General features: G+C 53.4%; 21 protein-coding genes and 1 tRNA gene. 13 read left to right on the top strand and 9 right to left on the bottom strand.

The annotated features are described in order from the left end of the window. Window positions 1-39: 39 nt before the first annotated feature. The 3 genes from ruvC (at window position 40) to CLV58_RS28935 (ending at window position 1,709) form a co-directional block, all read left to right on the top strand. Entirely contained in the window at window positions 40-630 is a 591-nt protein-coding gene (gene ruvC / locus CLV58_RS00710) for a crossover junction endodeoxyribonuclease RuvC (protein ID WP_106135844.1), read from the top strand. Window positions 631-728: 98 nt separating this feature from the next. Then, a complete protein-coding gene (locus tag CLV58_RS00705; protein WP_106135843.1) occupies window positions 729-1,148 on the top strand; it encodes a secondary thiamine-phosphate synthase enzyme YjbQ in 420 nt (139 codons plus the stop codon). Window positions 1,149-1,574: 426 nt separating this feature from the next. Beyond that, complete coding sequence (locus tag CLV58_RS28935; RefSeq protein WP_281257878.1) at window positions 1,575-1,709, top strand: hypothetical protein; 135 nt, start codon at window positions 1,575-1,577, stop codon at window positions 1,707-1,709. A 2-nt stretch (window positions 1,710-1,711) separates the two neighbouring features. Here CLV58_RS28935 and CLV58_RS00700 read toward each other — a convergent pair whose 3' ends face one another. Both CLV58_RS00700 and CLV58_RS00695 read right to left on the bottom strand, forming a co-directional pair. Further along, window positions 1,712-2,770 carry a response regulator gene (locus CLV58_RS00700; RefSeq protein WP_106135842.1) on the bottom strand — a complete coding sequence of 353 codons (1,059 nt, stop codon included), beginning with the start codon at window positions 2,768-2,770 and terminating at the stop codon, window positions 1,712-1,714. After that, window positions 2,748-4,355, bottom strand: a complete 1,608-nt coding sequence (locus CLV58_RS00695) for a sensor histidine kinase (protein ID WP_106135841.1) — start codon at window positions 4,353-4,355, stop codon at window positions 2,748-2,750. The genes CLV58_RS00700 and CLV58_RS00695 overlap by 23 nt, the downstream gene beginning before the upstream one ends. A gap of 126 nt (window positions 4,356-4,481) precedes the next feature. On the opposite strand from CLV58_RS00695, the gene traF reads away from it, so the two are divergent. Continuing rightward, window positions 4,482-4,757: a conjugal transfer protein TraF gene (gene traF / locus CLV58_RS00690; RefSeq protein ID WP_146141329.1), complete on the top strand. Its 276-nt coding sequence runs from the start codon at window positions 4,482-4,484 to the stop codon at window positions 4,755-4,757. A gap of 175 nt (window positions 4,758-4,932) precedes the next feature. Continuing rightward, window positions 4,933-5,337: a hypothetical protein gene (locus CLV58_RS00685; protein WP_106135839.1), complete on the top strand. Its 405-nt coding sequence runs from the start codon at window positions 4,933-4,935 to the stop codon at window positions 5,335-5,337. A gap of 526 nt (window positions 5,338-5,863) precedes the next feature. On the opposite strand, the gene CLV58_RS00680 is transcribed toward CLV58_RS00685, so the two are convergent. The 3 genes from CLV58_RS00680 to CLV58_RS00670 form a co-directional block, all read right to left on the bottom strand. Then, on the bottom strand, window positions 5,864-6,193 hold the full coding sequence (locus CLV58_RS00680) for a hypothetical protein (RefSeq protein WP_106135838.1): 330 nt from the start codon (window positions 6,191-6,193) through the stop codon (window positions 5,864-5,866). 131 nt (window positions 6,194-6,324) lie between these two features. Then, a complete protein-coding gene (locus CLV58_RS00675; protein WP_106135837.1) occupies window positions 6,325-8,376 on the bottom strand; it encodes a thioredoxin domain-containing protein in 2,052 nt (683 codons plus the stop codon). Window positions 8,377-8,741: 365 nt separating this feature from the next. Next, window positions 8,742-10,385: a T9SS type A sorting domain-containing protein gene (locus tag CLV58_RS00670; protein WP_106136110.1), complete on the bottom strand. Its 1,644-nt coding sequence runs from the start codon at window positions 10,383-10,385 to the stop codon at window positions 8,742-8,744. A gap of 115 nt (window positions 10,386-10,500) precedes the next feature. On the opposite strand from CLV58_RS00670, the gene CLV58_RS00665 reads away from it, so the two are divergent. From CLV58_RS00665 to CLV58_RS27920, 5 genes are all read left to right on the top strand, one after another. Continuing rightward, window positions 10,501-10,974, top strand: coding sequence for a hypothetical protein (locus CLV58_RS00665; protein WP_106135836.1), 474 nt, complete (start codon window positions 10,501-10,503; stop codon window positions 10,972-10,974). A gap of 92 nt (window positions 10,975-11,066) precedes the next feature. Then, window positions 11,067-12,389 (top strand): MFS transporter, encoded by a 1,323-nt coding sequence (locus CLV58_RS00660; protein WP_106135835.1) that lies wholly within the window; start codon window positions 11,067-11,069, stop codon window positions 12,387-12,389. A gap of 31 nt (window positions 12,390-12,420) precedes the next feature. Then, a tRNA-Val gene (locus tag CLV58_RS00655) sits at window positions 12,421-12,495 on the top strand. 186 nt (window positions 12,496-12,681) lie between these two features. Next, window positions 12,682-13,041 carry a hypothetical protein gene (locus CLV58_RS00650; RefSeq protein ID WP_146141328.1) on the top strand — a complete coding sequence of 120 codons (360 nt, stop codon included), beginning with the start codon at window positions 12,682-12,684 and terminating at the stop codon, window positions 13,039-13,041. A gap of 75 nt (window positions 13,042-13,116) precedes the next feature. Then, on the top strand, window positions 13,117-13,518 hold the full coding sequence (locus CLV58_RS27920; RefSeq protein ID WP_146141327.1) for a hypothetical protein: 402 nt from the start codon (window positions 13,117-13,119) through the stop codon (window positions 13,516-13,518). A gap of 183 nt (window positions 13,519-13,701) precedes the next feature. Here CLV58_RS27920 and CLV58_RS00645 read toward each other — a convergent pair whose 3' ends face one another. After that, window positions 13,702-14,028 (bottom strand): hypothetical protein, encoded by a 327-nt coding sequence (locus CLV58_RS00645; protein WP_106135833.1) that lies wholly within the window; start codon window positions 14,026-14,028, stop codon window positions 13,702-13,704. A 572-nt stretch (window positions 14,029-14,600) separates the two neighbouring features. On the opposite strand from CLV58_RS00645, the gene CLV58_RS00640 reads away from it, so the two are divergent. Together CLV58_RS00640 and CLV58_RS00635 are read left to right on the top strand one after the other, a co-directional pair. Continuing rightward, the gene (locus CLV58_RS00640; protein ID WP_211300800.1) at window positions 14,601-17,195 is read left to right on the top strand and encodes a DUF7133 domain-containing protein; all 2,595 of its coding nucleotides are present in this window, start codon (window positions 14,601-14,603) and stop codon (window positions 17,193-17,195) included. Between the two features lie 179 nt (window positions 17,196-17,374). Beyond that, complete coding sequence (locus tag CLV58_RS00635; RefSeq protein WP_245882163.1) at window positions 17,375-18,163, top strand: LysE family translocator; 789 nt, start codon at window positions 17,375-17,377, stop codon at window positions 18,161-18,163. Between the two features lie 227 nt (window positions 18,164-18,390). On the opposite strand, the gene CLV58_RS00630 is transcribed toward CLV58_RS00635, so the two are convergent. Both CLV58_RS00630 and CLV58_RS00625 read right to left on the bottom strand, forming a co-directional pair. Further along, a complete protein-coding gene (locus CLV58_RS00630; protein ID WP_106135830.1) occupies window positions 18,391-19,278 on the bottom strand; it encodes a pepsin/retropepsin-like aspartic protease family protein in 888 nt (295 codons plus the stop codon). A gap of 150 nt (window positions 19,279-19,428) precedes the next feature. Then, window positions 19,429-20,577, bottom strand: a complete 1,149-nt coding sequence (locus tag CLV58_RS00625) for an acyltransferase family protein (protein WP_106135829.1) — start codon at window positions 20,575-20,577, stop codon at window positions 19,429-19,431. 298 nt (window positions 20,578-20,875) lie between these two features. Between CLV58_RS00625 and CLV58_RS28930 the strand changes: the two genes are divergently transcribed. Next, entirely contained in the window at window positions 20,876-21,010 is a 135-nt protein-coding gene (locus CLV58_RS28930) for a hypothetical protein (protein WP_281257877.1), read from the top strand. Window positions 21,011-21,259: 249 nt separating this feature from the next. Here the strand turns inward: CLV58_RS28930 and CLV58_RS00620 are convergent, their stop codons facing one another. Then, entirely contained in the window at window positions 21,260-25,327 is a 4,068-nt protein-coding gene (locus CLV58_RS00620; protein WP_170108617.1) for a YCF48-related protein, read from the bottom strand. Window positions 25,328-25,362: the final 35 nt, after the last annotated feature.

The raw sequence follows: 25,362 nt of genomic DNA, 5'->3' as shown, positions 1-25,362 counted from the left end.
CAAATACGTTACTTTGCAGAAATCCTCAACGAACTACCAATGCGCGCCGATCCTAAACCAGTCCCTGTCATCCCCGAAAAAATCATTCTCGGGATCGACCCCGGCACGCAGATTGCCGGCTACGGGCTCATTTCGGTCAAAGGGGGCGTCATGAGCATGATTCAGTACGGTGTCGTTGAGCTGAACAAATATAGCACCTACCAGCTGAAGCTACAGAAGCTGTTCGATACCATTCTGCGGCTGATCGACGAATACCACCCCGACGAGATGGCGATTGAAGACCCGTTCTTCGGCAAAAACGTCCAGTCGATGCTTAAGCTGGGTCGGGCACAGGGCGTAGTGATGGCCGCTGCCCTGTCGCGTAACATTCCGATTGTCGAGTACGCCCCCCGCCGGATCAAGCAGTCGGTAACGGGCAACGGTAACGCCACCAAAGACCAGGTATCGCACATGGTCAGCCACCTGCTGCGGGAGGATTTGCAACCCAAATTTTTCGACGCGACCGATGCGCTGGCCATTGCGGTCTGTCATCACTTCCACGAAAACGCGATTCCGGTGGTCTCCAACAAAAAGACCAAAAAGGGAGCCTGGGGGGCGTTCGTCAGCGAAAACAACGACCGGATTCTGTAGTCATCTTACGACTCTTAGACGCCACGTGTGCGGCTCTTACTGGGATATATTGGCTGGTTGGTAGTTTACGGAACAAACCTCATTCCAACCGGTCGTCTATGCCCGTTTACCAGAAAATCATTCAATTGCCTGCTTTTTCACGCGGCTTTCACCTGATCACCCGATTTATTGAACGCGATTTTCCCGAATTGCGGCAGATTCAGGCGGGTATGCTGCATGTATTCATTCAACACACATCGGCGAGCCTGAGCATCAACGAAAATGCTGACCCAACGGTCCGGCAGGATTTCGAAAGCTTTTTCAATCGGCTCGTACCGGAGAACGCGCCTTATTTCAAGCACAACTACGAAGGCCCCGACGACATGCCCGCGCACCTGAAAGCAGCCTTGCTGGGCCACGCCGTCACGATGCCGATTACCAATGGGCAACTAAACCTCGGTACGTGGCAGGGCATCTACCTGGGCGAACACCGCGACCACGGCGGCCGTCGCATTCTGGTGATTACGGCTTATTCTTGACCTTTGATTTTTGTGATTGGTCTTGAACTGTGATTGACGCTGATTTATATGATTTCATTGATTTGGAAAAGAGAATCACAGCCCATCAGCGTAATCAAATAAATCATAGTTCAAGATTGTCTGAACTGTGATTTATTTGATTGGTATGATTTTGTTGATTTCAGTAAGAAAAATCATAGTCTATCAGTGTCATCAGACGAATCACAGTTCAAGATTGTCTGAACTGTGATTTATTTGATTGGTATGATTTCGTTGATTTCAGAAAGAAAAAATCATAGTCCATCAGCGTAATCAAAAAAATCAAAGTTCAGACCATCTTGAACCATGATTCGTCTGATTAGTTGATTACCCTGATCGATAGAAGAATCACAGTCCATCAGCGTAATCAGACCAATCATAGTTCAAGAAAAATCAACGTTCAAGATCATGGCAGCCAAAAATCAGGAACCGGAAAAAGACGACGAGAAAGACGAGGAGGTTGTGCACGACGACCTGCTGGCCGACAAAGACGGTGACGTCGACAATCTGGTCGAGGAGCGCGATTACACCGCCCTGGGCTAATCTTACCAGTTCGCCCGGCGAAGTTTGTCGGGCTGAAGAACGCGGATCACTCCATGCGTCTGCTCGATCAGACCGTCTTGCCGAAACTCGCTCAGAATACGAATCAGCGACTCGGTGGCAGTTCCCACGATCGACGCCAGATCGTCGCGCGACAGTTGAATCAGGTCAGGGGCTGCTGTTTGGCCGGTACCCTGCTGTAGCCGCAGTAAGGTATCGGCCACGCGTCGGCGCAGCGAATTGTAGGCCATGCTCACCAGTTGCGACTCCCGCTCACTGACGTATCCCGCCAGCAACCGGATAAACTGCTGGCCTACCCGTGGGTCGGTCAGCAACTGCTGGAACTCATCGCTGGCAATGTAGACCAGTTCGGCATCGTCGATGGCTACGGCGGAATCGGTATAGGGCGCATGTTCGAGCAGGGCGACGTAGCCGAAAAAGCTGCCGGTGCTGTACAAGTCCGTAATCAGCTCTTTTCCATCGGAATTGGCCCGAACGGTTTTGACGTTACCCGATTTTACGTAGTACAGCCGCGTCGGATCGTCGCCTTCGGTGTACACGTACTGCTTCCGCCGGACGGCATGCACTTTTCGGTCGGTTACCAGATCGGTCAATCCACTGATGTGCCGAACCGCATCCGCTGACGCGGGTTGGCCGTTGGCAGATTGGGCAATAGTAACTGGACTACCGACCTGCTCGAATCGCTTAAGCCGTCCTTCGATAGCGCTGAGTAATTCGCTCTCGTCGAAGGGCTTGGTCAGGTAGTCATCGGCTCCCAGTTCCATCCCCCGCCGGAAGTCCGCCCGCTCGGTTTTGGCCGTCAGAAAAATAAACGGGATACCGGCCAGTTGCGGATTCCGGTTGAAAATGTGCAGGACGCCGTACCCGTCCAGAACGGGCATCATGATGTCGCAGATAACCAGATCGGGCCGGATCGTAAGTGCCTGTTCGACACCCTCCTTCCCATTTCCGGCCGTCAGCACGTGATAGCCTGTCAGTTCCAGAATTTCGGCCGTATTCTCGCGGATACCGTCGTTGTCTTCAATCAGTAGTATGGTTTTCATAAGGGAGTGTCAGCGACACGGTGGTGCCCTGGTTTAGTTCACTGTGCAGGTGTACGCGGCCACCCATCAGCTCGACATAGCGACCGACAATGTGCAGCCCCAATCCGGTTCCGGGCACGTTCCCCGCGTTTTTGGCCCGAAAGAATCGTTCGAACAAGTGCTCCTGATCGGCCGGGGAAATACCCACGCCCTGATCGGCAATCGACAGGGTCAGTTCACCCTGTTGCCAGTGACCGAGCACCCGGATGAGCGAACCCGCCCCCGAATACTTGATCGCGTTGGACAACAGGTTGACGATTACGTTGCGCAGTAGCGATGAATCGAGCCACACCGCGTCTTGTCCGTTCAGTTCCGTCTGAATGCGCTGATCGGGTTTGCGCATAGACTGCATATCCCCAATAACATCGTCGACCAGCCGGGCCAGATCGACGCGCACCGGCCGGGTTTCGATCTTGCCTTCCTCCAGCCGACCGACCGACAGAAACTCTTCGAGGATGTCGTTGAGGTGATCGACTGACGCCCGGATGCGCTGAATATGTTTCTGCCGCTTGTCCTGTTGATCGATACCGGGGTACTTCTCGATTAATGAAGCCGACGTCAATACCGTAGTCAGGGGTGTGCGAAATTCGTGCGACGCCATCGACACGAAACGCGACTTCAGTTCGCCCAGTTGCCGCTCGGCCGACAGCGCTTTGGCCAGTTCGTCTTTCGATTCTTCCAGTTGTTCAAGCGTCGTCATGAGCGCGTGCGTCCGGTCAATGACCTTCTGTTCCAGCTCGGCGTTGAGTCGTTCGATGCGGTCGCGATGGGCCAGTAATTGCTGCTCCGCTTCTTTCTTGAACGTAATGTCGATAATGTAGGCAACGGCATACAACTGCTCGTCTTTCCGGAAGTAACTCAGACTAATTTCGACCGGAAAGACCGACCCGTCTTTCCGGCGGGCGTGCAGGTCGCGATTATGGCCCATAGCCCGTACCTGCGGATTGTCGTTGAACGATTGCCGTAGCCGCTCGTGGTACTGACTGACATTGGTCGGCACGAGTCGATCGATCGACAAGCCAACCAGTTCATCGTCGGGGTAGTCGAACAGTTGCCGGGCCAGTTGATTCGCCGATACGATCTGACCAGCCCGATTCGCGACGATAATACCGATTGTCGCGTTGGTAAAGACCGCTTCGTAGCGCAGCAGACTCTGTTGCAGTTCTCGCTCGGCCTGGTACAGCCGTCCGGAATTTCGCAGCCGGACCAGCCAGAAATCGGTATCGTTCTCCCGGATCATCAACACCGTCAACCGCACACGGAATGGCGTTCCATCGGCATGAACCAGTTCCAGCTCCGTACCGTGCATGGGCTGAACCGTCCCCGGCCGCGCCAGTTGTCTCACGAGCGGACTCAGCGTAGCCTGCGCATCGCTCCGGTTCAGTTGCACAAGTCCATCGGCGTCAGTTGGAAAGCCCAGCATGGCCATCCCCACGGTATTGACGTGGGTAAATTGCCCGGCAGTGGGGTCGAACAGACCAATCAAATCGTCGCCCGGTTCGGCGAGCAGCGCCAGCAGCACGGGCGTAGCTGTGTTTGTTACCATAGTTGCACAAGTAATAGGCCGTTGCGTCAACCCAGTCTGTCAAAAATCAATATCGGGTTTGACGGGCGTCATATCGCCATCGTACCCAGCGACCCAATTTTACGACTGATTCTGATCGTATCGCTTATGCTTCACCCGAACCCGTCTGTTTCCCCAAATTCCGATTCGGCGGTACTGCTGGTTTTTCACGCGCCGACAGCTACCGACGAAACCCAGCATCAGCAAGCGCAGCTGACCGACCGGCTGCAACGCTCACCGGGCCTGACTACGCGGATCATTCACATTGATGCCAGCCAGCATCCAGCGGTCGTGCTCAGCTTCGGCGTTACCCATTTCCCAACCCTGATTCTGGTACAGCGGGGCGTCGAACTGGTTCGCCACGAAGGAACGTATAGCGCCTGACCATCCCGACCTGACCAATTCACCGCCCAAAAGTCGGCGTTTCCTACCGATGATCGACTGCGGACCGTCAGCTGGCGACCTGACACATGTTAGTCCGACGGCTGATAACGGTCAATAGCCCGCGGGCAGCCATCCGCTACTTTTAACCAGCTAAATATACCAATCACACTTCGCTATGACCGACCCCCTGACGACCCTCCCCTATGACGATGAGCCTGGCCTACACCACAACTGCCGCACGCAGCACTGGGATCAGGCACTGACGCAGCACGAACAGGAAATCACCCAGACGGTTGACTTACTGACCGATTTACTGGCGCAGCATAACTCCCCGCTGCTACGCCATCGGGCCGTTCAGTACGTCAGTAAATTCAACAACTTGAAAAGTCGGCTACAGCGGCTGCGGCTCGACATGGTTTGTGCGCACGCGGTCTGCCCACCCACCCGCTGTTCGGAACCGCGCTTCACCCTGTACACCGGTATCGACCTGAGTATTCGCCGGATGAGCGACGAACTCGCCCAGCTTAGTAGCGGCTGCTATCAGTTTTTATCCGTACTGGTTTCCCTTAACGTATTGTAAGGCCGTTGGGAATTTTGTTTTTGTTCTGTTGCTGTCCTCCCTCGCAGGCAGGGCTGTTAAGTTCTTAAATTGATGCTGATGGCGGGCAAATTCCCTCCGGTTCATCCCCCCCCCGCCCCCTGAGAGGGCACGGCTGTTAAGTTCTTGAGTTGACGCTAACGGTAGCCAAATTTCCGTCGGTTCATCTACCCCCCAGCCCCCTAAAGGGGGTGCATTTCATTTGCGGAATGCTCCCCCTTCAGGGGGTCGGGGGGTAAACAGGCTAGAACTTAACAGCCCTGCCCTTTAGGGGGCTGGGGCGGTCGGCCGCTGCCGGGTAAACGAGCTAGAACTTAACAATCCTGAAGACGACAGGAGGGATAATAAATTATGCCTATACTAATACCCTCTCAAAGAATCTCACAATCAGCCATTTACATAACCAATTCCATTCAAAAAAAAGACCCCCTGCTTGCGGCCAACTACAAAAGCGTGTCGCCCGATTCCTGCAAGGAACCGGGCGACACGCTTTTCGTGAATTACCTGGTCAGAAAATATTCAGCAGGATGATCGTCAGTTGGATAGCGACGCTGATACCGAACGCGGGAACAAGGTTTTTCAGGGGCATGGCCGCCAGAATGGGCACCAATACCAGCAGGAAGCACAGCATACCGACCAGAAACTGCCAGTCGCCCCCGCCCAGATAAGCCATTGTCAACAGCAGCGTGGGCGACAACACACAGCCCTGAATGGCCAGTGCGGTGGCAGCCCAGCCTGTCCGGTTGAATTCGCCATCGGTAACGAATTTGCGGTAGCGGGCCTGCCAGCCGGTAGCCGATGACGTGGTATAAGCCGATGTATGAGAAAGCGTTGCCATGGTCGTTGTGCGTTTGATTGATAGCACAAAACAACAGCCTCACCACCGGCATCCCTATGACGCCCATCAGCACCGGCGAACACGCTTGTCAGGTTCTTGCCTGATCGTTATCACCGCCCAAACGCAACCCCCTATAACAGCGGCCACATGGCATCAACACGCGTGACGGGCAGTTGACAGGTGCGGTTATAGCAGACGTACAAAGCCGTTTTACCATCGACAGTACCCCGCTGTTCTAGCAGCGGCAGGCCACTCCGATCGGTGGTGCCACTCAGCACTTTGTTGGGATAGTACACCGCATCGATTTCGGCCCGGAAACGGTCGAGATCGGGACCCACGATGGCGATTTCTGCCATTGGCCGGGACCGGAGCGCAAACAGGCCCGCCCAGTTCGACAGGTAGTCGGCGTTGGCCTGCACCAGCGGCTGCACCCGACCCAGCATCTGATCGGCGCGCTCGGCATAGGTCGGCCGTTCAAGCAGCAGGCTCAGCATCAGCAGGTTCTCCGCCATCATCGAGTTAGACGCCGGGATGACGTTATCGAACAGTTCTTTCTTGCGGGCAATCAACTCTTCCCCATTTTTATCGGTGAAAAAGAACATCGGATCGAACTCGTCGCCGGTTTTCGGATCGCTGAAATTGAGCAGCACGTACTGCATCAGCTGATCGGCCTCCGTCAGCCAGCTTTCGGTAAACGTTGCCTGGTAGAGCGCCAGCAGCCCGTCGATTACGGCGGCATAGTCGTCGAGAAAACCCGCCTGCCGCGCCCGGCCCAGCTTGTAGGTATGCCAGAGTCGCCCGTTGCGGCTATCGCGCATCTTACGCAGTAGGAAAAACGCCTGTCGCAGTGCCAGCGTCAGGAACTCCGGCTCGTTGAATACACGGTAGGCCGTTGCCAGTCCTTTCAGCATCAGCCCGTTCCACGAACAGAGAATCTTGTCGTCCAGCCCCGGCCGGATACGCGTGTCGCGCACGGCCATCAGCCGCTCGTGGATAGGCTGGAGTTTAGTAGCTAACTCGTCGGTGGTCCAACCCATGCGTTCGGCAAACGAGTCGTCGGTTTCCGTGCGATGCAGAATATTTACGTGTTCCCAGTTGCCTGCTTCCGTGATATGGTACAGGTCGGCGAACCAGTCGAAGTCAGCGCCGAGGTAATCGCGGAGTTCGGGCGTCGTAAACGTGTAGAATTTACCTTCGACACCTTCGCTGTCGGCATCCAGCGCCGAGTAGAAGCCCCCCTCCGGACTCAGCAGTTCGCGCTGTGCAAAGGCAATCGTCTGGTAGACGACCTGCTTGTAGAGCGGGTTTCGGGTCAGGCTGTAGGCTTCCGAATACAGCGTCAGCAGTTGCCCGTTATCGTACAGCATCTTTTCGAAGTGGGGAGCCAGCCAGTCGACGTCCGTCGAGTAGCGGGCAAAACCACCGCCAAGCTGGTCGTAGATACCGCCCAGCGCCATGCGATCGAGGGTTTGCGTCACCAGGTGCAATGCCGATTGGATTTCGGGCGCGTCGGGGTCTACATGATCGATAGCGGCCTGGTAACGCAGCAGAAACCGCCAGATCGTCGGCATTGGAAACTTGGGGGCCCGGCGCATCCCTCCCTTTTCATCATCGGCTTTCACGGCAATCTTCCGGTAGAGCGCGTCCAGAAAGTCGGGCGTCACGTCCAGGTTTCCGCCCGTCAGGCCGTAGCGTTCAGCGTCGGACAGATTCAGTTCGCGGGCAAAGGCGTCGGCCGACTGACTCAGATCGTCGCGGTTTTCGATGAAAGCGTTGTTGATGCTGGCCAGCAGATTTACCCATTGCTGCGTGGGCAGGTAGGTGACGCCGTAGAACGGTTTGGCATCGGGCATCAGAAAGACGTTGAGTGGCCAGCCGCCCTGCACGCCCATCGCCTGCACGGCGTCCATGTAAATAGCATCGACGTCAGGGCGCTCCTCCCGGTCGACTTTGATGCACACGAAATGCTCGTTCATTACCCGCGCTACGCCTTCCCGCTCGAACGACTCGCGCTCCATGACGTGGCACCAATGGCAGGCCGAATAGCCGATGCTCACGAGTATCGGTTTGTCTTCGTCGATGGCGCGGTTCAGGGCTTCCTCTCCCCACGGGTACCACTCGACGGGATTGTTGGCGTGCTGAAGCAGGTATGGGCTGGTTTCGTACTGAAGCTGATTGGGCATAACCGTTACTTATCTTGAACTGTGATTAACGCTGATTTATATGATTGCGCTGATTTTACTGTCTGAACTGTGATTCTTATGATTTGTCTGATCGCATTGATTACAAAAGAAAAATCACAGTCCATCAAAGCAATCACACGAATCAAAGTTCAAGATTGTCTGAACTGTGATTGTCGCTGATTTGGCTGATTACCTTGATTTCAAAAAGAAAAATCACAGTCCATCAAAGCAATCACATAAATCATAGTTCAGGATTGTCTGAACTGTGATTGTCGCTGATTTGGCTGATTACCTTGATTTCAAAAAGAAAAATCACAGTCCATCAAAGCAATCACAAGAATCAAAGTTCAGGACAATCAGACAAATCAGCGGTCTAGAAGGACCTTGTGGGTTTGCTGACCGGTGTCGGTGGTGATGCGCAGGATGTAGGCACCGGCGGGTAGTGTGGCGACGTTCAGGGTACTCGTCGCCGTTGAGACGGACCACTGACCGACGTTCTGTCCCATCGTATTGACGAGTGTCAGCCTGGTCGGGCTGGTTGGTAGCTGACCGAACGACACGGTCAGGCTGGTGCTGGTGGGGTTGGGGAATACGCTGACGGTGGGCGCTGTCGGCTCATTTGCCGTCACGACGCTCATGTCGAAGCGGCACAGATACACCTCACGGCCCGTCAGCTGAATACGCTGCTGCCAGTTTTTGTAGGTCACCAGCAGACTCGTCGTTTGCCCCTCGGCTGCGTAGGGGTTGTGTGCAGCAATCAGGATGTTGTTGCCTTTTACGATACCCCGCCAGACGGGTAACTGCTTTTCCATCAGATCGCGGGCGGGCGCTTCGATGACGCGTTCGTAACTACCCTGAAACATGTCGCTGAACTGCGAAAGCCGGTACAGCCCGTGCGTGAAATATTCGTAAGCGGAATAGACATCGGACCGGCTATTTTCCAGCGTCGGGTCGTCCCAGAGCCAGAGCCCGGCCGCACCGGAGAAAATCGGAAAGATGGCCGTTGCCTCAGCCATGAACGGCTGGATAAAACCGGGGTAGCTGCTGGATGACGGGTGGTAGCGCAAGCCAACGAACGGGATGACGGGCTTATCGCTCCACGCCCGGTTTACTTCGATCTGGAACAGGAGATACGGCAGATAATCCCGCGCAAACGGGTTCGGGTAGTCATAATAGTAGTAAGCCGACGGCGCCATCGTCGTCAACTGCTCGTAATACGGCCCACCGACGCGGCTCTCGGTCGAATCTTTCACCAGGTAATTGACCCGGTTCAGGTTCGTCGTCCAGTCGGTCCAGGAAAAGGTGGTGATGTTGAGCGCATTATTCAGAATGGGCGTGTCGGCGTACCCACTCAACGACACATTGCTCAGGTCAGACCGCTGCCGGATGTAGCGGGCAGCTTCGGCATACAGGTTGCGAATAGCCTGCTTGTACGCCACCAGAAACGCAGCGTCTGACAGGTTGCGGTATTGCTGCGGCACCAGGCTGTTCGTCTTGATCCGGAGAATTTGCGTGTCGGTTTCCAGGATACGCTCGATATCGATCACCAGCCGGCTGATCGGCAATACATACTGACCAGCCGCGTTTTTCTGCCCGCCCGACACGCCGATCAGCCAGTTTTCCCACTGAGCCCGATAGGCCGTCAGATCGTTGTTCCAAGGACTTTCGATCTGCTCCCACGGCTGGTTAAGGCCATAGGCGAGCCCGTAGTAAATGGCAGCCCGTTGCGCTGTCGTCGTGCGTGCGGCTTCACTGTCAGCAATCTGCCCCAGTTGACTAAACCCGTGCTTTAGCGGACTGGCCTGTGTGTCGCCCAGCCGGGGACCACCATACACCACCGGAAAAGGCAGCGAGAACGCAGGAAATTTACTCCATTCGATCCGATTCGGTTGGCTGACGGGGGTGAATGTCAGGGCCGTAGCGCACTGTTGCTGCGCCCAGACCATGCCACTGTTCAGCCCGCAAGCCAGCCCTGCCAGCCCGTACCATACGCTCAATCGACTTCGCATACCTTGCATTTTGGGCAAATCTATGGAAATTTAACCCCGTAGCCGTCAGTCGGCACAGGCCGCAGCCTAACAATGTCGGTTGCCGCAGGTTCATTAGTCAGCCATCATTCCAATCATGCATACATCTCGTTTTTTCCCTTCGTTGCTACGCTCGTCGGTCGTTGCCCTGCTGCTACTGGCGTTCATTACGGCCTGTAACAACAATGACAATCCGGCTCCTACTGCCGCATCGCAGACGGAACTGCTGGTGGCCAACAACTGGCAGGTCAACGCCGTAACCACGACCGATGGCCAGCCCATCAACGTCAACCGGCTAAATCTGGCTACGGCTGTGCTGTACAATCTGCGCATGCAATTCCGCAACGACAATACAGTTCGCGCGCTCGACCCCAATCAGTCGAACGTGGTCGTCAATCAGGGTACCTGGAAACTGGCCAGCGACAACCAGTCGATGGATGTAGTCGTAACCGGTTTTAACGGCAACTTCCCCATCGTACAACTCGATCGCAACCAGTTGATTCTCCGTCAGCAGGCCCCCGTTGACGGTAAAAACACGCCCATCAACCTCGAATTCAAACCTGTGCCGTAATTAATTGTGAATGGGTGAATGAGCGATTGAGTGAATGTCTGGTTGCCGGCAATTATTCGCTCAATCGCTCATTCACCCATTCACTCATTGCTATGAAGAACGACCCGCGCACGCTCCGTGCCTGGACTTTTTACGACTGGGCGAACTCCGCGCACGCGCTGGTGATTGTGTCAAGTATTTTCCCGGTATATTTCTCGGCGACGGCGCTCAACGACGCGGGTGGGCCGGTGATCAGTTTTCTTGGGTTTACGGTCAAGAACTCCGTCCTGTTTTCGTACACCATCTCGGCGGCCTTCCTGCTGACGGCGCTGCTCTCCCCCATCTTTTCGGCCGTTGCCGATTTCAGCGGGCGCAAGAAAGCGTTCATGAAAGCCTTCTGCTACACGGGGGCCATCAGTTGCAGCCTGCTGTTTTTCTTCACGCAGGAGACCACCACCTTCGCCGTCGTCTGCTTCTGGCTTAGCCTGATTGGCTGGAGCGGCAGCATCGTCTTCTACAATTCGTACCTGCCCGACATCGCCACCGACGATCAGTTCGACCGGGTAAGCGCCCGTGGTTTTTCGATGGGCTACATCGGTTCGGTACTGCTCATGGTGCTCAACCTGCTGGTTATCCTCAAGCGCGACTGGTTTGGCAACATCAGCGAAGGCATGGCGTCGCGGTTCGCTTTTCTGACGGTTGGGCTGTGGTGGATTGGCTTCGCGCAGATTCCGTTCCGCCGATTGCCCGACGGCACGCGGAAGGCCGACGCCGGAACCGCGCCGACCGGTGGTTACCTGCTCAACGGCTTCCGCGAACTGGGGAAGGTCTGGCAGCAGCTCAACACCCTGCTACTGGCCAAGCGCTTCCTGATCGCCTTTTTCGTGTACAACATGGGCGTACAAACGGTGATGTATGTGGCCACGATCTTCGGCAGTGACGAATTGAAACTGCCGTCCACCAGCCTGATCATAACGATTCTGCTGATTCAACTGGTTGCCATTGGGGGCGCGTACCTGTTTTCCCGGCTGTCGGAAGCCTTCGGAAACACCTACGCCCTGATGATCGCCGTAACGGTCTGGATCGGCGTCTGCACGGGCGCGTATTATGTCAACAGCGAGACGCAGTTCTTCGGGTTGGCTGCCATTGTGGGGCTGGTCATGGGCGGTATTCAATCACTCTCCCGCTCGACCTACGCCAAACTAATTCCCCCCACTGCCGACACAGCCTCCTATTTCAGCTTCTACGACATCACCGAGAAGCTCTCGATCGTGCTGGGCACGCTTGTTTACGGGCTGATCGAGCAAGTAACCGGCAGTATGCGGAATTCAGTGCTGGGGCTATTGGTGCTGTTTATCATTGGGTTGGCCCTATTGTGGCGAATTCCTTCACAAAAAGTTTACCGCTCCCGTTGGGAAGCCGACAAAGTTTACTAGTTTTGCACCCGTCCACTGCATCGGACAGCAAAGGAGGTTAGCTCAGTTGGTTCAGAGCGCTGCTTTGACAGAGCAGAGGTCAGCGGTTCGAGCCCGCTACTTCCTACTAGTAAAGACAAAACCCCCGTTTTCAGCTTGGAAACGGGGGTTTCTTTTGTGCCAGCTGTATAATTTTATGCAGTTGTCTGTGCAGTTTTAGGTATAGATAAGCTGTTCGTCTTCTTGTACTGATGAAAAAGGCGAAGGCCCAGCTTCAACGACGACGAGTAACGTCTTACATTGAAACGGTATTATGTGGCTTTCCTGTACTTTAGCTAACATAACGTTTGATTATACAACAGAAAAGCACTCGATGGACAAAACTTGGTTAGAGCCTTGGGGAGTTGTTTCCGAAAGCCAGAAGGCAGCTATTAAGAATCAGCTACAAGCAGAGATAACCTTGTACCATCCTTTGTTTGAAGAGCAACTTGAACCCATTGGAAGGAGCTTTGCAAGCGATGATGTACTGTTTTTAAGAGAAGGGGGTAAATTAGCAGTTGTCCATTTGACTTGGTCAGGACCGGGTGACGACGAATACCCACTAACTGAGTTTTTCAGTACCTGGTCAGAGTTTGCCAGCAAAAAAATGGCCCTAGATAACTTGAGCTATTAACATAATTGCACTTATATAACAGCTACATTAATCTTTTTATCGTTATTTGACTGACTCTAAACTCCAATCTGTTTTATGCGTAAGATATTGCTTCTAATCAGCCTATTTGCTTCAATTCAGTCCTATGCTCAACTCAGAGCCACAATCAAGACAACATCTACTGAACTGCCTAACCAGCAAACATTGGAAGCAGTAGTGACTGGTGGTTCAGGGGATTATATTTATAGCTGGGGGATGGCGAATGGGAAAGGCTCGGTAGCTGAGAACAGTTCGGCTTCATCGATTCAAGTGACTTACTACAGTGATGCGGAATATGTACTTTTCGTTCGAGATCGGAAGACAGGATTATTAGCCTATGGTAGTGTACCAGTTAAAGCACCACAACAGGAAACAAGGCATCTAATTCAATTACCCAGCGAACGAAACGGTAAAGATCGTTATCTGCTGAAAGGGGCACTCCCTAATTGGGCCAAGTAGGGTAGTAAGTTTGTTTCTGATATAAATTTTCTAAGGATTACTCGACAGATTAAGAGTGATCCTTTCTTATTTTATTTCCTTCACATAACATTAGCTATACAACAACTCTCTAAAAAGTGCAAAAGCCATTCATGATTTACCTCTGAACGGCTTTTGCACTTTTTAGAGAGGTACAGTTAGATATTAACTGTGTTTCTTACCTCCTTTTTTCGTAGTTACGAGCACCACACCATTCTTGCCTCTCTCTCCATAACGACTGATCAAATCTTTGTTGGCATCAGGAGAGAGAACAGTTACAGCTTGAATATTATTAGGATCAACTACAGGTTTTCCTTTTTGCTGTGGAGCGGCTACTTCGACATTATCGACAAACCAGAGTGGTGGACCATCTGCTCCTTTAAGGAAGGTATTCGCGGCTGGTGTCGGTGGAACACCATTGCTAACCTTACTACAGCCTACAAGACTGAAGCCAAAGCAAACTATCAACAAGACCAGAATCTGAGTTTTCATACTATAAATTGTTGAGAGTGATTGTGTAAATGTATAAACTTCTAAAAGTGAGATTAATACTGATCTATAATGGAAACTTAATTAAGAAATCTGCACAAGTATTAATGGATTCTGTAACGCTGTATAGTGCTTGGGGGTGGCAATCCCAAACCCCGTAGGTTTTCTAGGCATGCTGTACCTCAACTGTACGAAAAGCTAGAGTGAGGTATATCATCTTAGTTATTTCACACAACATAAGATTTCACATGCAAACTACCACGGAAAGGTACAATTATGACGAAGATAACATCGCTGGGCCTTAATATATTGAATTAATTTCATTTGTTCTCCCAAAACCCTCACTGTATGAACCACCGGCTTCCTGGCGAAATCGACGTATACACGGTCAGGTAGTGACGCTCTGGAGACGTGTGTGCAGGGTAACTGTCGAAAAAAAGCATCGGTTAGCCCGCACCGATCAAGTAGGGAATGGCCTATCGCTTATTTACATAGGCAGTAGCGTCATTGAATAACGATTACGTATGGTACGGTCACTAGTGCTGGGTGCAGCAACCCTGGGAATACTTGCTGCGATGATAACCCGAGAATCGTCTTCCTCCCGAATAAATGGGTCGCTGTTTCGGGAAGGCCCTGATACCTTGTTAAAAGCGGCCAGCTGGCCAAACGAGTTGACGCTGAACGCCTTCTCGGGCCCGGCCCTGACGCCCAGCCCGGCCTGTATGGCCGTAGCCCCTACGGGCGAAGTCTACGTAGGCGTCGACAAAATGGGCTCTCTGGGTAAAGAGCCCGGCAAAGGCAGTATCGTTCGGCTCCTCGATGCTGACAACGACGGGCGCATGGACAGCCATACCGAGTTTGCGCAGGTCGATAATCCACGGGGGATTCTGCCGCTGGGCGACCGGCTCCTGGTTCTGCACACGACCTTTTCGGCCGAAACCAAAAAAGCGACCGGTATGGACCTGGTTGTGTTTGAGGATAAAAATCAGGACGGGGTCGCCGACGGGCCGTCAAAACCCCTGATTGAGCATATAAGCAACGTAAACTTCATCCAGAGCCGGGGCACCGATCACGCGACCAATGGCATCCGGATGGGCATCGATGGCTGGGTGTACATTGCCGTGGGCGATTTCGGGTTTCACAAGGCAGTCGATCGGTCGGGGAAGACGCTGACCATGCTCGGGGGAGGCATTGTCCGGGTTCGCCCCGACGGTACCGAAATGGAGGTCTATACGCATGGAACCCGCAACATCTACGACGTAGCCATCGATCCGTTTATGAACACCTTTACCCGCGACAATACGAACGATGGGGGGGGCTGGAACATTCGGTTTTCGCACCATATCCAGTCGGGCGAGTATGGTTATCCCGTTTTGTTCAAGCACTTCACCGACGAGATCATTCCAGCGCTGGTCGATGTGGGGGGCGGCTCCGGTACGGGCTCGCTCTACCTGGATGAGCCGTCGTGGCCCGAAAAATACAACCACGTGCCCATGATGGCCGACTGGGGACGCAATCAGCTTTACCTGCACCGGCTCACCAGTGATGGCCCTAGCTTTACGCAACAGGAGGAAGAGTTTATCAAACTGCCCCAGATCACGGATGTCGACGTCGATGGGTCTGGCCGGCTGTATCTGGCCGCCTGGGACGGAGCCGGCTATACCGGCAACCCCGGCAAAGGCTATGTTGCCCGGGCCGTACCCAAAGGCTGGCAATACGTACCGTTTGCCAATCTCAAAAAACTGTCGGTCAAAAAGCTGGCGGATCTACTGAGTTCCAGAAGCGCCGTGACCCGGCTGGCCGCGCAGCAGGAGCTATTGAGCCGAACCGATGCCAGCATGCAGAAACGGGTCTGGTCGATTGCCACCGACAAACAACAGGCCTTACCGGGTCGGATTGCGGCCATGTATACGTATGCGCAGGCGGCCGGTGATGCCGGCCTAAGCAACCTGGTCACGTTAAGCGCCGACCCAACGATGCAGGAATATGCCTTGCGGGCGTTGGCGGACCGCAAAGCCTACGCGGCTTCCGTACCCCTCGAACCCTTCCTGGCCGGACTGACCAGTGCCTCGCCCCGCGTCCAGACCGCAGCCATCATTGGCTTGGGTCGGTTGGGCAAGCCCGAAGTAGCCCAGGCCCTGTTGCAAATCCCGGTGCCCGCGTCCTTCGTCGCGCCCGCGCCGGGCACCGAAGGCCCGCATGCGACGCCCAATGCATCCATTGTTCCCGCTCACCTGGCCGTTCGGGCACTGGTCAACCTGCATGCGGTCGATGCCTGTCTCAATGCCCTCAACACGAAGCAGTCGACGCTGGCGCTGTGGGCACTCCGGTACATGCACGATCCCAAAGCCGTCGATGGGTTATTGGCGGCTTACGCGAAGACGACCGATGCCAGTCAGAAAAACAGCATCCTGACGACCCTGGCCCGCCTTTACAAAAAAGAAGCTGATTACGACGGTTCCTGGTGGTGGAGCACCCGACCTGACACGCACGGTCCCTACTATCGGTCCATCGAGTGGGCATCGTCCCCACAGATCAAAACGCTACTGGTCAGTGCGTGGCAGGCAAGCGACCAGAAACAGTTTTTCACCGATCTGAACCGGCGTCTTCGGCTGGACATTCCGGAGTTCGGCGTCGAAGAAACTGTCGTCGCCCGGGAAGAGCCTAAAGTCGACCTGGAAAAAATACGCAACAAGAAAGGGCAGATCGGCGAATCGTCCATCGAAGACGTCATGCTGGCGATGGCCAGGATCAACGGAAACGCGGCCCTGGGTAAAACGTTGTTTGCCCAACAGGGCTGTATTGCCTGTCACAGCCTCAGTCGGAACGAAGCCATGAAAGGTCCGTTTATGGGTCAGATTGGTTCGATTATGACCCGCGATCAGATTGCCGAATCCATCCTCAAGCCCAATGCATCCATTTCACAGGGGTTTGCGACGGTGTTTGTCACAGCTAAAGGAAACAGGAGCTATACGGGTTTTGTCACCGAAGAATCGGCCAGCCGCCTGGTGATGCGCGACATCACGGGGCAGGTCTACACCATCAAGGCGTCCGATGTACTTTCCCGAAAGGAGATGGAAAACTCGATGATGCCAAGTGGGCTGGCGAACGCTTTGTCTTACGAGGAATTTGCTTCCCTGATTACGTTTCTGTCTCAGCAGAAGAAGTAAGCAATCGTCTCGCTTCGGCTAAGGGAGGTCCATACCGAATTGGTCATCGAGCCCGCTACTTCACTACTAAACCCCGTTTCCAGCCAGGAAACGGGGTTTTTAATTTTTAGCTGTGCCCAAGTGTGCCCATTTTAATAATGTGTGCTTGGGTACAGTTCAACTGTCCACTACTACACACTATGGCAATGGACGATTGTAGTGTCGATCTTGGTCACTTTACCAATATACCAGCGCATAATCGGCTTTTCAGCCTGCACGCACTGGACTGTTCTATTTCCAGAAAGTGGACTAGTTTGAGTAGTCCACTTTCTGGAAACTTTGGAAAAAGCCGTTCCATGATACCATTAAACAACTTGTTGATTTTCGCTTTAGCTGCGTTGGGACTCGTGTTAAGTCCAGGCCCTAACATGATTTATTTACTATCACGATCAATTAGTCAGGGGCGCAGAGCCGGTCTGTTGTCGCTAGTAGGCGTTCTACTAGGATTTTTAATGCACATCACGCTAGTCTCGCTAGGACTTACGGCCGTGTTTATGAAGATCCCAATGGCGTATGAGATACTCCGCTGGCTTGGCGTGCTGTACTTGCTGTTCTTAGCTTGGGAAAGTATAAAACCAGGAAGTTCTTCACCCTTCCAGACTCGTAACCTCTCAGCTGATTCAGACGCCAAACTGGTGCGTATGGGATTTATGACGAACGCATTGAACCCAAAAGTGGCTGTATTCTACCTCTCTTTCTTTCCACAATTTACCAGTCCTGATTACGGAGCCTTATTGAGCCAGAATATTCAATTAGGTTTTACCCAGTTACTTGTCAGTGCTTCGGTTAACGCACTGATTGTTTTGTCAGCAGTCAAAGTAGCGAAATGGTTTCACGCCCGACCAACCTATGTAAGGGTGCAAAAGTGGATTATGTCGGGGGTTTTGACAGGTTTGGCCATACGTATGGCAATTGACAAGGGTAAGTGAACAGTTTCGCACAGTTGGGGGTGGCATACCTGAGAATAAATCGTAGCTGTTGAGCAGGAAAAAGGGGCCGTTTTATCGTACGCAAACAGGCGATTACCTGTACAAAAAACGGTCGTTTTTCTACACTCAGGTGGGCCGACAGCCGATCAGCCAAAATTCAATCGCTTAAGGGGCACAACAACCGATCAGTTAATCTGTGTACGGTAAGTCTGAATACTACAACGCTGTCAACGAACGGATTTTTTGGGTTGGTCCGTGAAGGCGACGCTGTACAGGTGGTTGGGCTTCAGGTAGACTACGTCGTGCTGTAAGTCGAGAAAGGTGTTGAAGCGCTTCAGCACGTCATTCCCCAGAATGTGAATATTCTTGTTTTTAAGCGGTTTGTGCGTCGTTACCAGTTGAGCGGGTACGTTGGGCAGTGTGTACTGACCTAATGTCAACGCGTTCAGGTTGGCGGTAATCACCGGAATCTCGTTGCCCTGCGCCCCTTTCATGATAACCTTTTTGAGAACCGGCATTTTGTCGATCGGAAAACCGCCTTCTTTCAGTAGATCATTATCCAGCATCGCTGTTCGCTGATAGCCCGTGTCGAACAGGAACAGGTTTTCATTGACAACGCCATCCTGCTCAATTGCCCCTTTTACCAGCATAAGATCCTTTACGAACTCGATGTCGAGTGCTGCATACGCCTTGTTTTTCGCTACGCTCGTCGGCAGCTCGGCATGGACGATCAGCAGTGACCTGTCATAGTCCAACTCGACGACCTTGTTTTTGAACAGATCCCAGCCGAAGCGTCCGTCGGTTTCCTGGGCGGTCAACTCGGCGTCGTACACCTTTGTGGTGTAGGTCGTTTTACCGATCTGTAACGGATATTCGGTCGTGTAGAGCTTGGGCACCGTTTTCAGGTTGCCTTTCAGCACGCGGTTGATCAGCACCAATTCGGTGGTGCCGGTGTCGAAATTCAGATTCAGCGTGTCGGTCCGGTTAAACACGGCCTTCACATACATATTGTTTTGCCCGTTCATCGCGAACGCAATGGTATCGCTCGACACCCGTGCCTGGGCAAATCCGTGGCGGGCTAGTAGCAGCAGACTACCCAGTAGGATGTGTTTCATAAGGACTGTTTTCTGATAAGACCGGCTGCGATGCCGTCAGAACAGGTACGCAAGGTAACTGATACTACACGACATCACGCCGTGCCAATAGTAAACGGCTTTGGCAAATCCTGTTTTTACGATGCGATCAGCGATGAGTTACCCCGGCGATTAAAAAATCGTATCAGCCTTCGGGATGGCCAGTACAAGTCGGCCGGTCAGGAATGAGCCGATGATGGCCAAAGGGGCCACCAAACTGAGTTTGCCCAACGGATCGAGTGGCAGTCCGGCGACCAGCACCGACAAACCAACCACAATCAGCGGGTGGAAAACGTAGGTGCTGTAGGCGCTGCGAGCCAGTTGGTCCAGAAAAGCATGTGGCCTGTCCCAGTGGTATTTGCCGTAGCTCAACAGGGCCACACAAATCGATAGACCCGCGAGTTGTTCCCAAAGGCACAGCAGCAGCGACTGCCCGTTCCAGCCACCACTAAAGCTGTCCATAGACAACCCCAGTGCCATCGACACCACGAACAGCAGCGGGAAGCCGATTCCGACGAACCCCAGCGCCAGCCAGCCGAATTGCCTGCCCTGCCGACGGGACAAACCAGCCAGCCACTGGTTCTGACGAGCCAGTATGCCTACGGCAAACAAGGCAATGTACTGCGGGAAATAGCTAAGCTGAAAGCCAAGGCCCGGCACAACCCAGCCAACCGGAAAGAGCAACCGCACCAGAAAACTAACCACGCCTACGGCCACGGCAAACAGGAGAATACCGCGCATGGACGGCGGATTGACAGTGTATTTAAGCGCGTAGCGTTGGCGTAGCAGCACGTAAACCAGGGCGAACACGAGCAGGGCCGCCACAAACCACAGCACCCCCGTGTCGAACCAGCCGTCATACCCCATCAGAAACTGCCCGAAACTAACCGCCTGCCGCTGTCCGTAGCGGTAAACCAGAAAGTTTATGATTGGCGATAGTACCAGTGCGTAAAACACCAGCGGGATACCCAGTCGCTTGAGCCGGTCTGTCATGAATCCGACGGCTCCTTTACGCTGGTAAGCCGGTTCGACGAAGTAAGCCGACAGCAGGAAGAAGAGTCCCATGAAAAAGGACTGGTTGGTGGCCACAAACAGGGTCAGGCCAAACCGGGCCGCCAGTTGCGTTGTCGGTTGTCGAAAATACCAGCCGCCGGGCGCGCCGTAGGTAATGCACACATGATGTAGAATGACCAGCAGGGTCAGCACTACTCGGGTGTAATCAAGGTAGTTAATTTTAGCGGGGCGACTGGTTACCGGAGAAACGGTTGTTGGGGCTGACATGAACGCGATCGAGCAGGGAGTTACGAGGTCAGCCCAAAAGTAATAACGCTACCTGAATACACCAGATTAGCGGCTGATCGTTACCGTGTCGAACCAGCCGATTTTCAGCCGATACGCGGTTCGCCAAATCGCATAGAAAATGCCAGCACGGATTGACCAGTACTGGCATTTTTACGTACCAAGTGCTTAACCGGCTATTACCGAATCAGCTTAACGCGCTGTTATTGGCTGGCTGTGCTCACCTTGAGAATAGCGTAGCTGGGCCCAATGACCTTGATCCGCACTGTTTGTCCACTAGATGTATAGTACCAGCATGATCTTCATCAATACCGACAACGCAAATGTCAGTCAGCGCAACATATACAATGCCAACGCCAACAGACAGAACCGAAAATTGCTGCTTCCGCAGGCTGAGATACTCTACTGGCGGTAAGTATACCTATCTTTTGGGGATCGGGCACAGCGTAACCTAGATTGGTAGTCCCAGCCGAGGTACTCGTATAAATGGCACCTTAGCTGGCCAGTTGAAAAGATCAGATTATGCCGGGTAACTGCAAACCGTCTTTGCAATCAATTTACCTGACGGATACTTGTATCGATTTCCAGCCAGGTCAAAATTGAATAGGTGCTGACAGTGAACATACTCAACGCTGAATCGGCCAATCCATATTGCCGATTCAGATCACTGTTTTATAATTTTACAGACCGTCCTTTCTTTGTCGTCGCTAACAATGAGGAAGTAAGTCGCCATTGGTAAACTGCTGAGGTCAATCTCGGCGCGGACAGTACCGGGCGCTAGTGATCGACTCATCATCAATTGTCCAGATAAGCTAGTCAAAGTCAGCGATAGGGTCTTTGTTCCCGGATGAGTTATATCGATCGCCAATCGAGCCTGGGTTGGATTTGGATAAACCGTCACCTTACTCGCTAACCCGTTCTCGAGCGCCGTAATCACCAGGAGGGCGGAATCCGATCGTGTGTAGCCACACTCATTGATTGCCCGGACGGCGTAAAATCCCGTACCCTGGTTCGCCGTATATCGTTGGCTGGTAGCCCCCTGAATTGGCTGGCCCTGGAACGTCCATTGAACCTGCCCGGTAACATTCGTTTGTAACTCACCCGATCCAGCCTGAAAAACGAGGGGTTTTACTGGCAGCGATTTGATAATGATCGTACTGGAAACAGGATCGCTGCTACAAAACCCGTCATCACCCGCAACAGAAAGTACATACGTGCGAGCGCCCGGGCTGGGCCAGGTTATACCAATCGTATTGGAGCGACTACTGACCAACAAGCTGTCATCAATTCGCCAGTCATAGCTTAGTTGATCGACCGGCCGAACGCTGTAGGAAACGCTTGTTTGCGGGCATGGACGCAGCGCTTGCGCATCCCAGGCCGGTGTGGCGGGTCGTTCTCGGACGGGCAACTGGATGGCCTTCGCGTCACTGATACCACACTCATCCAATGACCGAACGGCTAGCGTGTACGTACCGGGTGTCGTAACCGCAACCGTGACTCGACTACGGTTCACAGCTAACTGCCCCCCTCCCAATAATGTCCACTCGTAAGAATACGCGTCCTGGTTGGTAATCGAATAGCTTTGCTGAGTCCCCAAACACCCTACCAGTTTACCGATGGGTTCGTGGGGCATTGCTGGCCTTTCGCGCAGCAATACTTTGCCAAGCGCCCCGTAGTAATTGTTAGACAAAAACAAGAACTCATCATCGGCCGTTATCTGAGCAAATCCGTTCCCTGCCACTAGCGCTCCCATTCCCTGCCATGTCCGTCCGCCATCTTCGGTCTTGTAGAGTTGAGCACTGCGGTGCATGTAGCCGAGATTCGCGTTAACAAAAAAACAGGAATTGATAAACTGACTGTATGAACCCGGCAGTCGAGTACTGGATAAGTCAACGGACTGCCAGGTTTGTCCACCATTACTGGTTTTGTAAAGCCGCTCCAATTCCCAGGCGAAGGCGATAGCTGGCGTAACCAGTTGTAGACCGCCCGAGTACAAAGCGTTTCCGTCTACGCTGACCCGTAGCTTTTGCCAGGTTTGTCCACCATCGCTAGTTTTGTACATATCCCCGATATAATTAGCGGTGATTAGTCCGTTGTTCTCGTCGAGAAAAGACATAGATATGGTGGGGCTAAACGGCGTGGGTAACCTACTCCAGTTGAGGCCACCGTCAGTAGTTTTGAGTAGGTCAAAACCGTCGCGACCATCGCGTGGCATGACGCCATACATGACCTTTTCGTTGACGATGATCAGGTTGTAGAACTGCTTACCGGCCATGGGTAGCGACCGAGAGGTCCAGGTGCGACCACCATCGTTCGTTTGGCTCACCAGATATTCAGTAATAACGACAACTCGCTCCGGATTGATCTGCTTCACGTAGACGGTGCCATTGAGGACCTGTGGCTGCGCAATTTCGTAGTTCTGCCAGCTCTCACCACCATCCCGGCTCCACAATACAATGGCTTTGGCACCTGTCCTACGCGCTGATACGATCGACCGATTAATTCGACTCACAGCACGAACTGAATACGGATCGTGGCTGACCGACTGCCAGGTAGCGCCACCATCGTAACTCATGGCAATACTGCGTTGTGGCCCCACCAGGCAACCCGTTTGACCAGAAAAGCTAAGCCGCGTAAAGAAACCCTGCGCTGGTACGGCGACCGAATCCCAGGTAGCGCCCTGATCGACAGACCTAAACAGAAAGGAACCCTCCCCTATGGATTGATTAGGCCCTGGATATAAACCGCTCACGAACAGGTGACCAGCCGCATTTTGCTTGAGATCCATAATGGCGAGAGTCCGGCTGGAAACCGACAGGCGACTCCAGGTTTCTCCAGCGTTAGTCGTTTTTATCAGGCCATTATTGCCAAAAGCAAAACCCACGGATTCCGTTGTGAACCAGACTCGCTGCATGGTTGCGTAGGATCGATTGTCAACAAACACAGGCACCCAGCTATAGCCTCCATCGTTTGTCTTCAAAACCGAGTTACCCGCTGTCGCGTAACCAACCCGTTGATTAATAAACCAGATCGAGCTGGGTGCCCGTAGCCGACTCTCCCGGCCAACCCAGGTATCACCGGCATCGGTTGTCGCGTAAAACAGGCCATTCTGTCCCGCTGCGAAACCGATCTTGTCATCCACGAAATGAGGAGCGCTTATAAAGCTGTTAGCCGTTAGAGCCTCGCGCCAGCTCTTTCCGCCGTCGCGGGTTTGCAATAAGTTACCGCTACCACTCACGATATACCCACGATCGATACCACTGAAGCGAACGCTCGAGAAGTAAGCTCGGCCCAGCCGCGGGAAAATGGCGTGCCAGCTCTTTCCGCCATCCAGCGTTTCCAGCAATTGCTGTTGAGTGGCTCCGTCCGAGTTTTCTTCAACCAGATACCCCCGACTAGCGGTAACCATCTGAACGTCAGAAAAACTCGTACCCATAATGCGATTGATAGACTGGCAGCTCCGGACTGGCCGGACTGCCGTGAGTACGGGGCTGTAACCGGATAACTGGCTATTAACCTCAGTTCTGAGTCGGTAATAGTATGTTGGGCCGTTTGCAACATCGGTGTCTGTGTACTGAGTTACGTTGGCGGGTAGCCGGGCAATTTCGGTAAACGGACCTGTTTCGGACAGGCTTCGTTCGAGACGAAAACCTGTTTCGGTCAGGCTATTATCGCGCCAGGTTAACGCCGTCTGATCGCGCGGGCTGATTGTTGCAACCAGACTATCAGGAAATTCAACGTAGTCGGGTCGCAGTTCGCTCAAATCCCGTCGCCAGACCGATGGTCCAAGAATTGTAAATACCGAACGGTTGGATACCGCCAAGGCTGTCAATCCGGAACTATAGCGTCGGCGGTCGGTTGGTAAACCGGCGCTAATGTCGATCCAAGTTTTTCCTTGGTCCGTGCTGGCATACACATTCTGCGTGTAGTCCGTCGAAACAAACCAGGCCTTTTCGGTTACGGCCAGCAGTCGAGTTGCCAGTTGTTCGCTCTGATTCAGCCGGGACGCGAGTGTTATGGTACGCCATACCTGCCGATTCAGGTCATACAGTCGTAAACCGTCCCGACTGCTCGTAACCAGTAGACTGCCCGTGTTGGTGACCGCGATTTGTTGAATGGAGTACTGGCTATCAAGCAATTTTTTCCACGTCTTACCAGCGTCCGTGGAAAGTAATATTGCGGAGTAGTTATAGGCGAAGAGCGAATCGTTGCGACAGGCGATTCCTTTTAAATCCTGAACCGGACTGGTTTGCCAGGTCACACCGTTGTCGGCAGAGAGCATCACCGCCCCCTCATAGTCGTACCGGGCCGCGATCAACAACTGACCGTTGGTCATCAACTGCCCGATAGTCGTGAACGGTGGCTCCGTTTTGACGGCCGACCAGATTTTACCGCCGTCCGTCGATACGTAAAGGCCGGCACTGCTGGCGGCAAACAGCCGTCCGTTGAGCTTTACCATCGATCTGGCCGGTGGATCGGGGTAATTAGAACCCGTCGTCGTACCAACGAACGACCAGGTTTGCCCTTCATCGGCCGTATAAGCCACGTTCCGGCCCGATGTCACACCATTTACTTCCTGAACGACCGATGCCCAGGTTTCGTCCCCTTGCGTATATAGCGATACAGGCCACCTGGATGATACCGTAAGCGTACGTTGCCACTGAGCCCAGGCCGGTGCGGATTGAAAAAAACAGATAAGTAGAAAAAAATAAGCGGGTAGACGTAATGGCATGTAAGGAATAAACGATGATATGTTTAATTTTCGAA

The sequence above is a fragment of the Spirosoma oryzae genome (assembly GCF_003002825.1).
In the GTDB taxonomy this organism is placed as follows: Bacteria; Bacteroidota; Bacteroidia; order Cytophagales; family Spirosomataceae; genus Spirosoma; species Spirosoma oryzae.
Note: the sequence above shows the minus strand (reverse complement) of the source record. Positions and strands in the feature narration are given on the sequence as shown.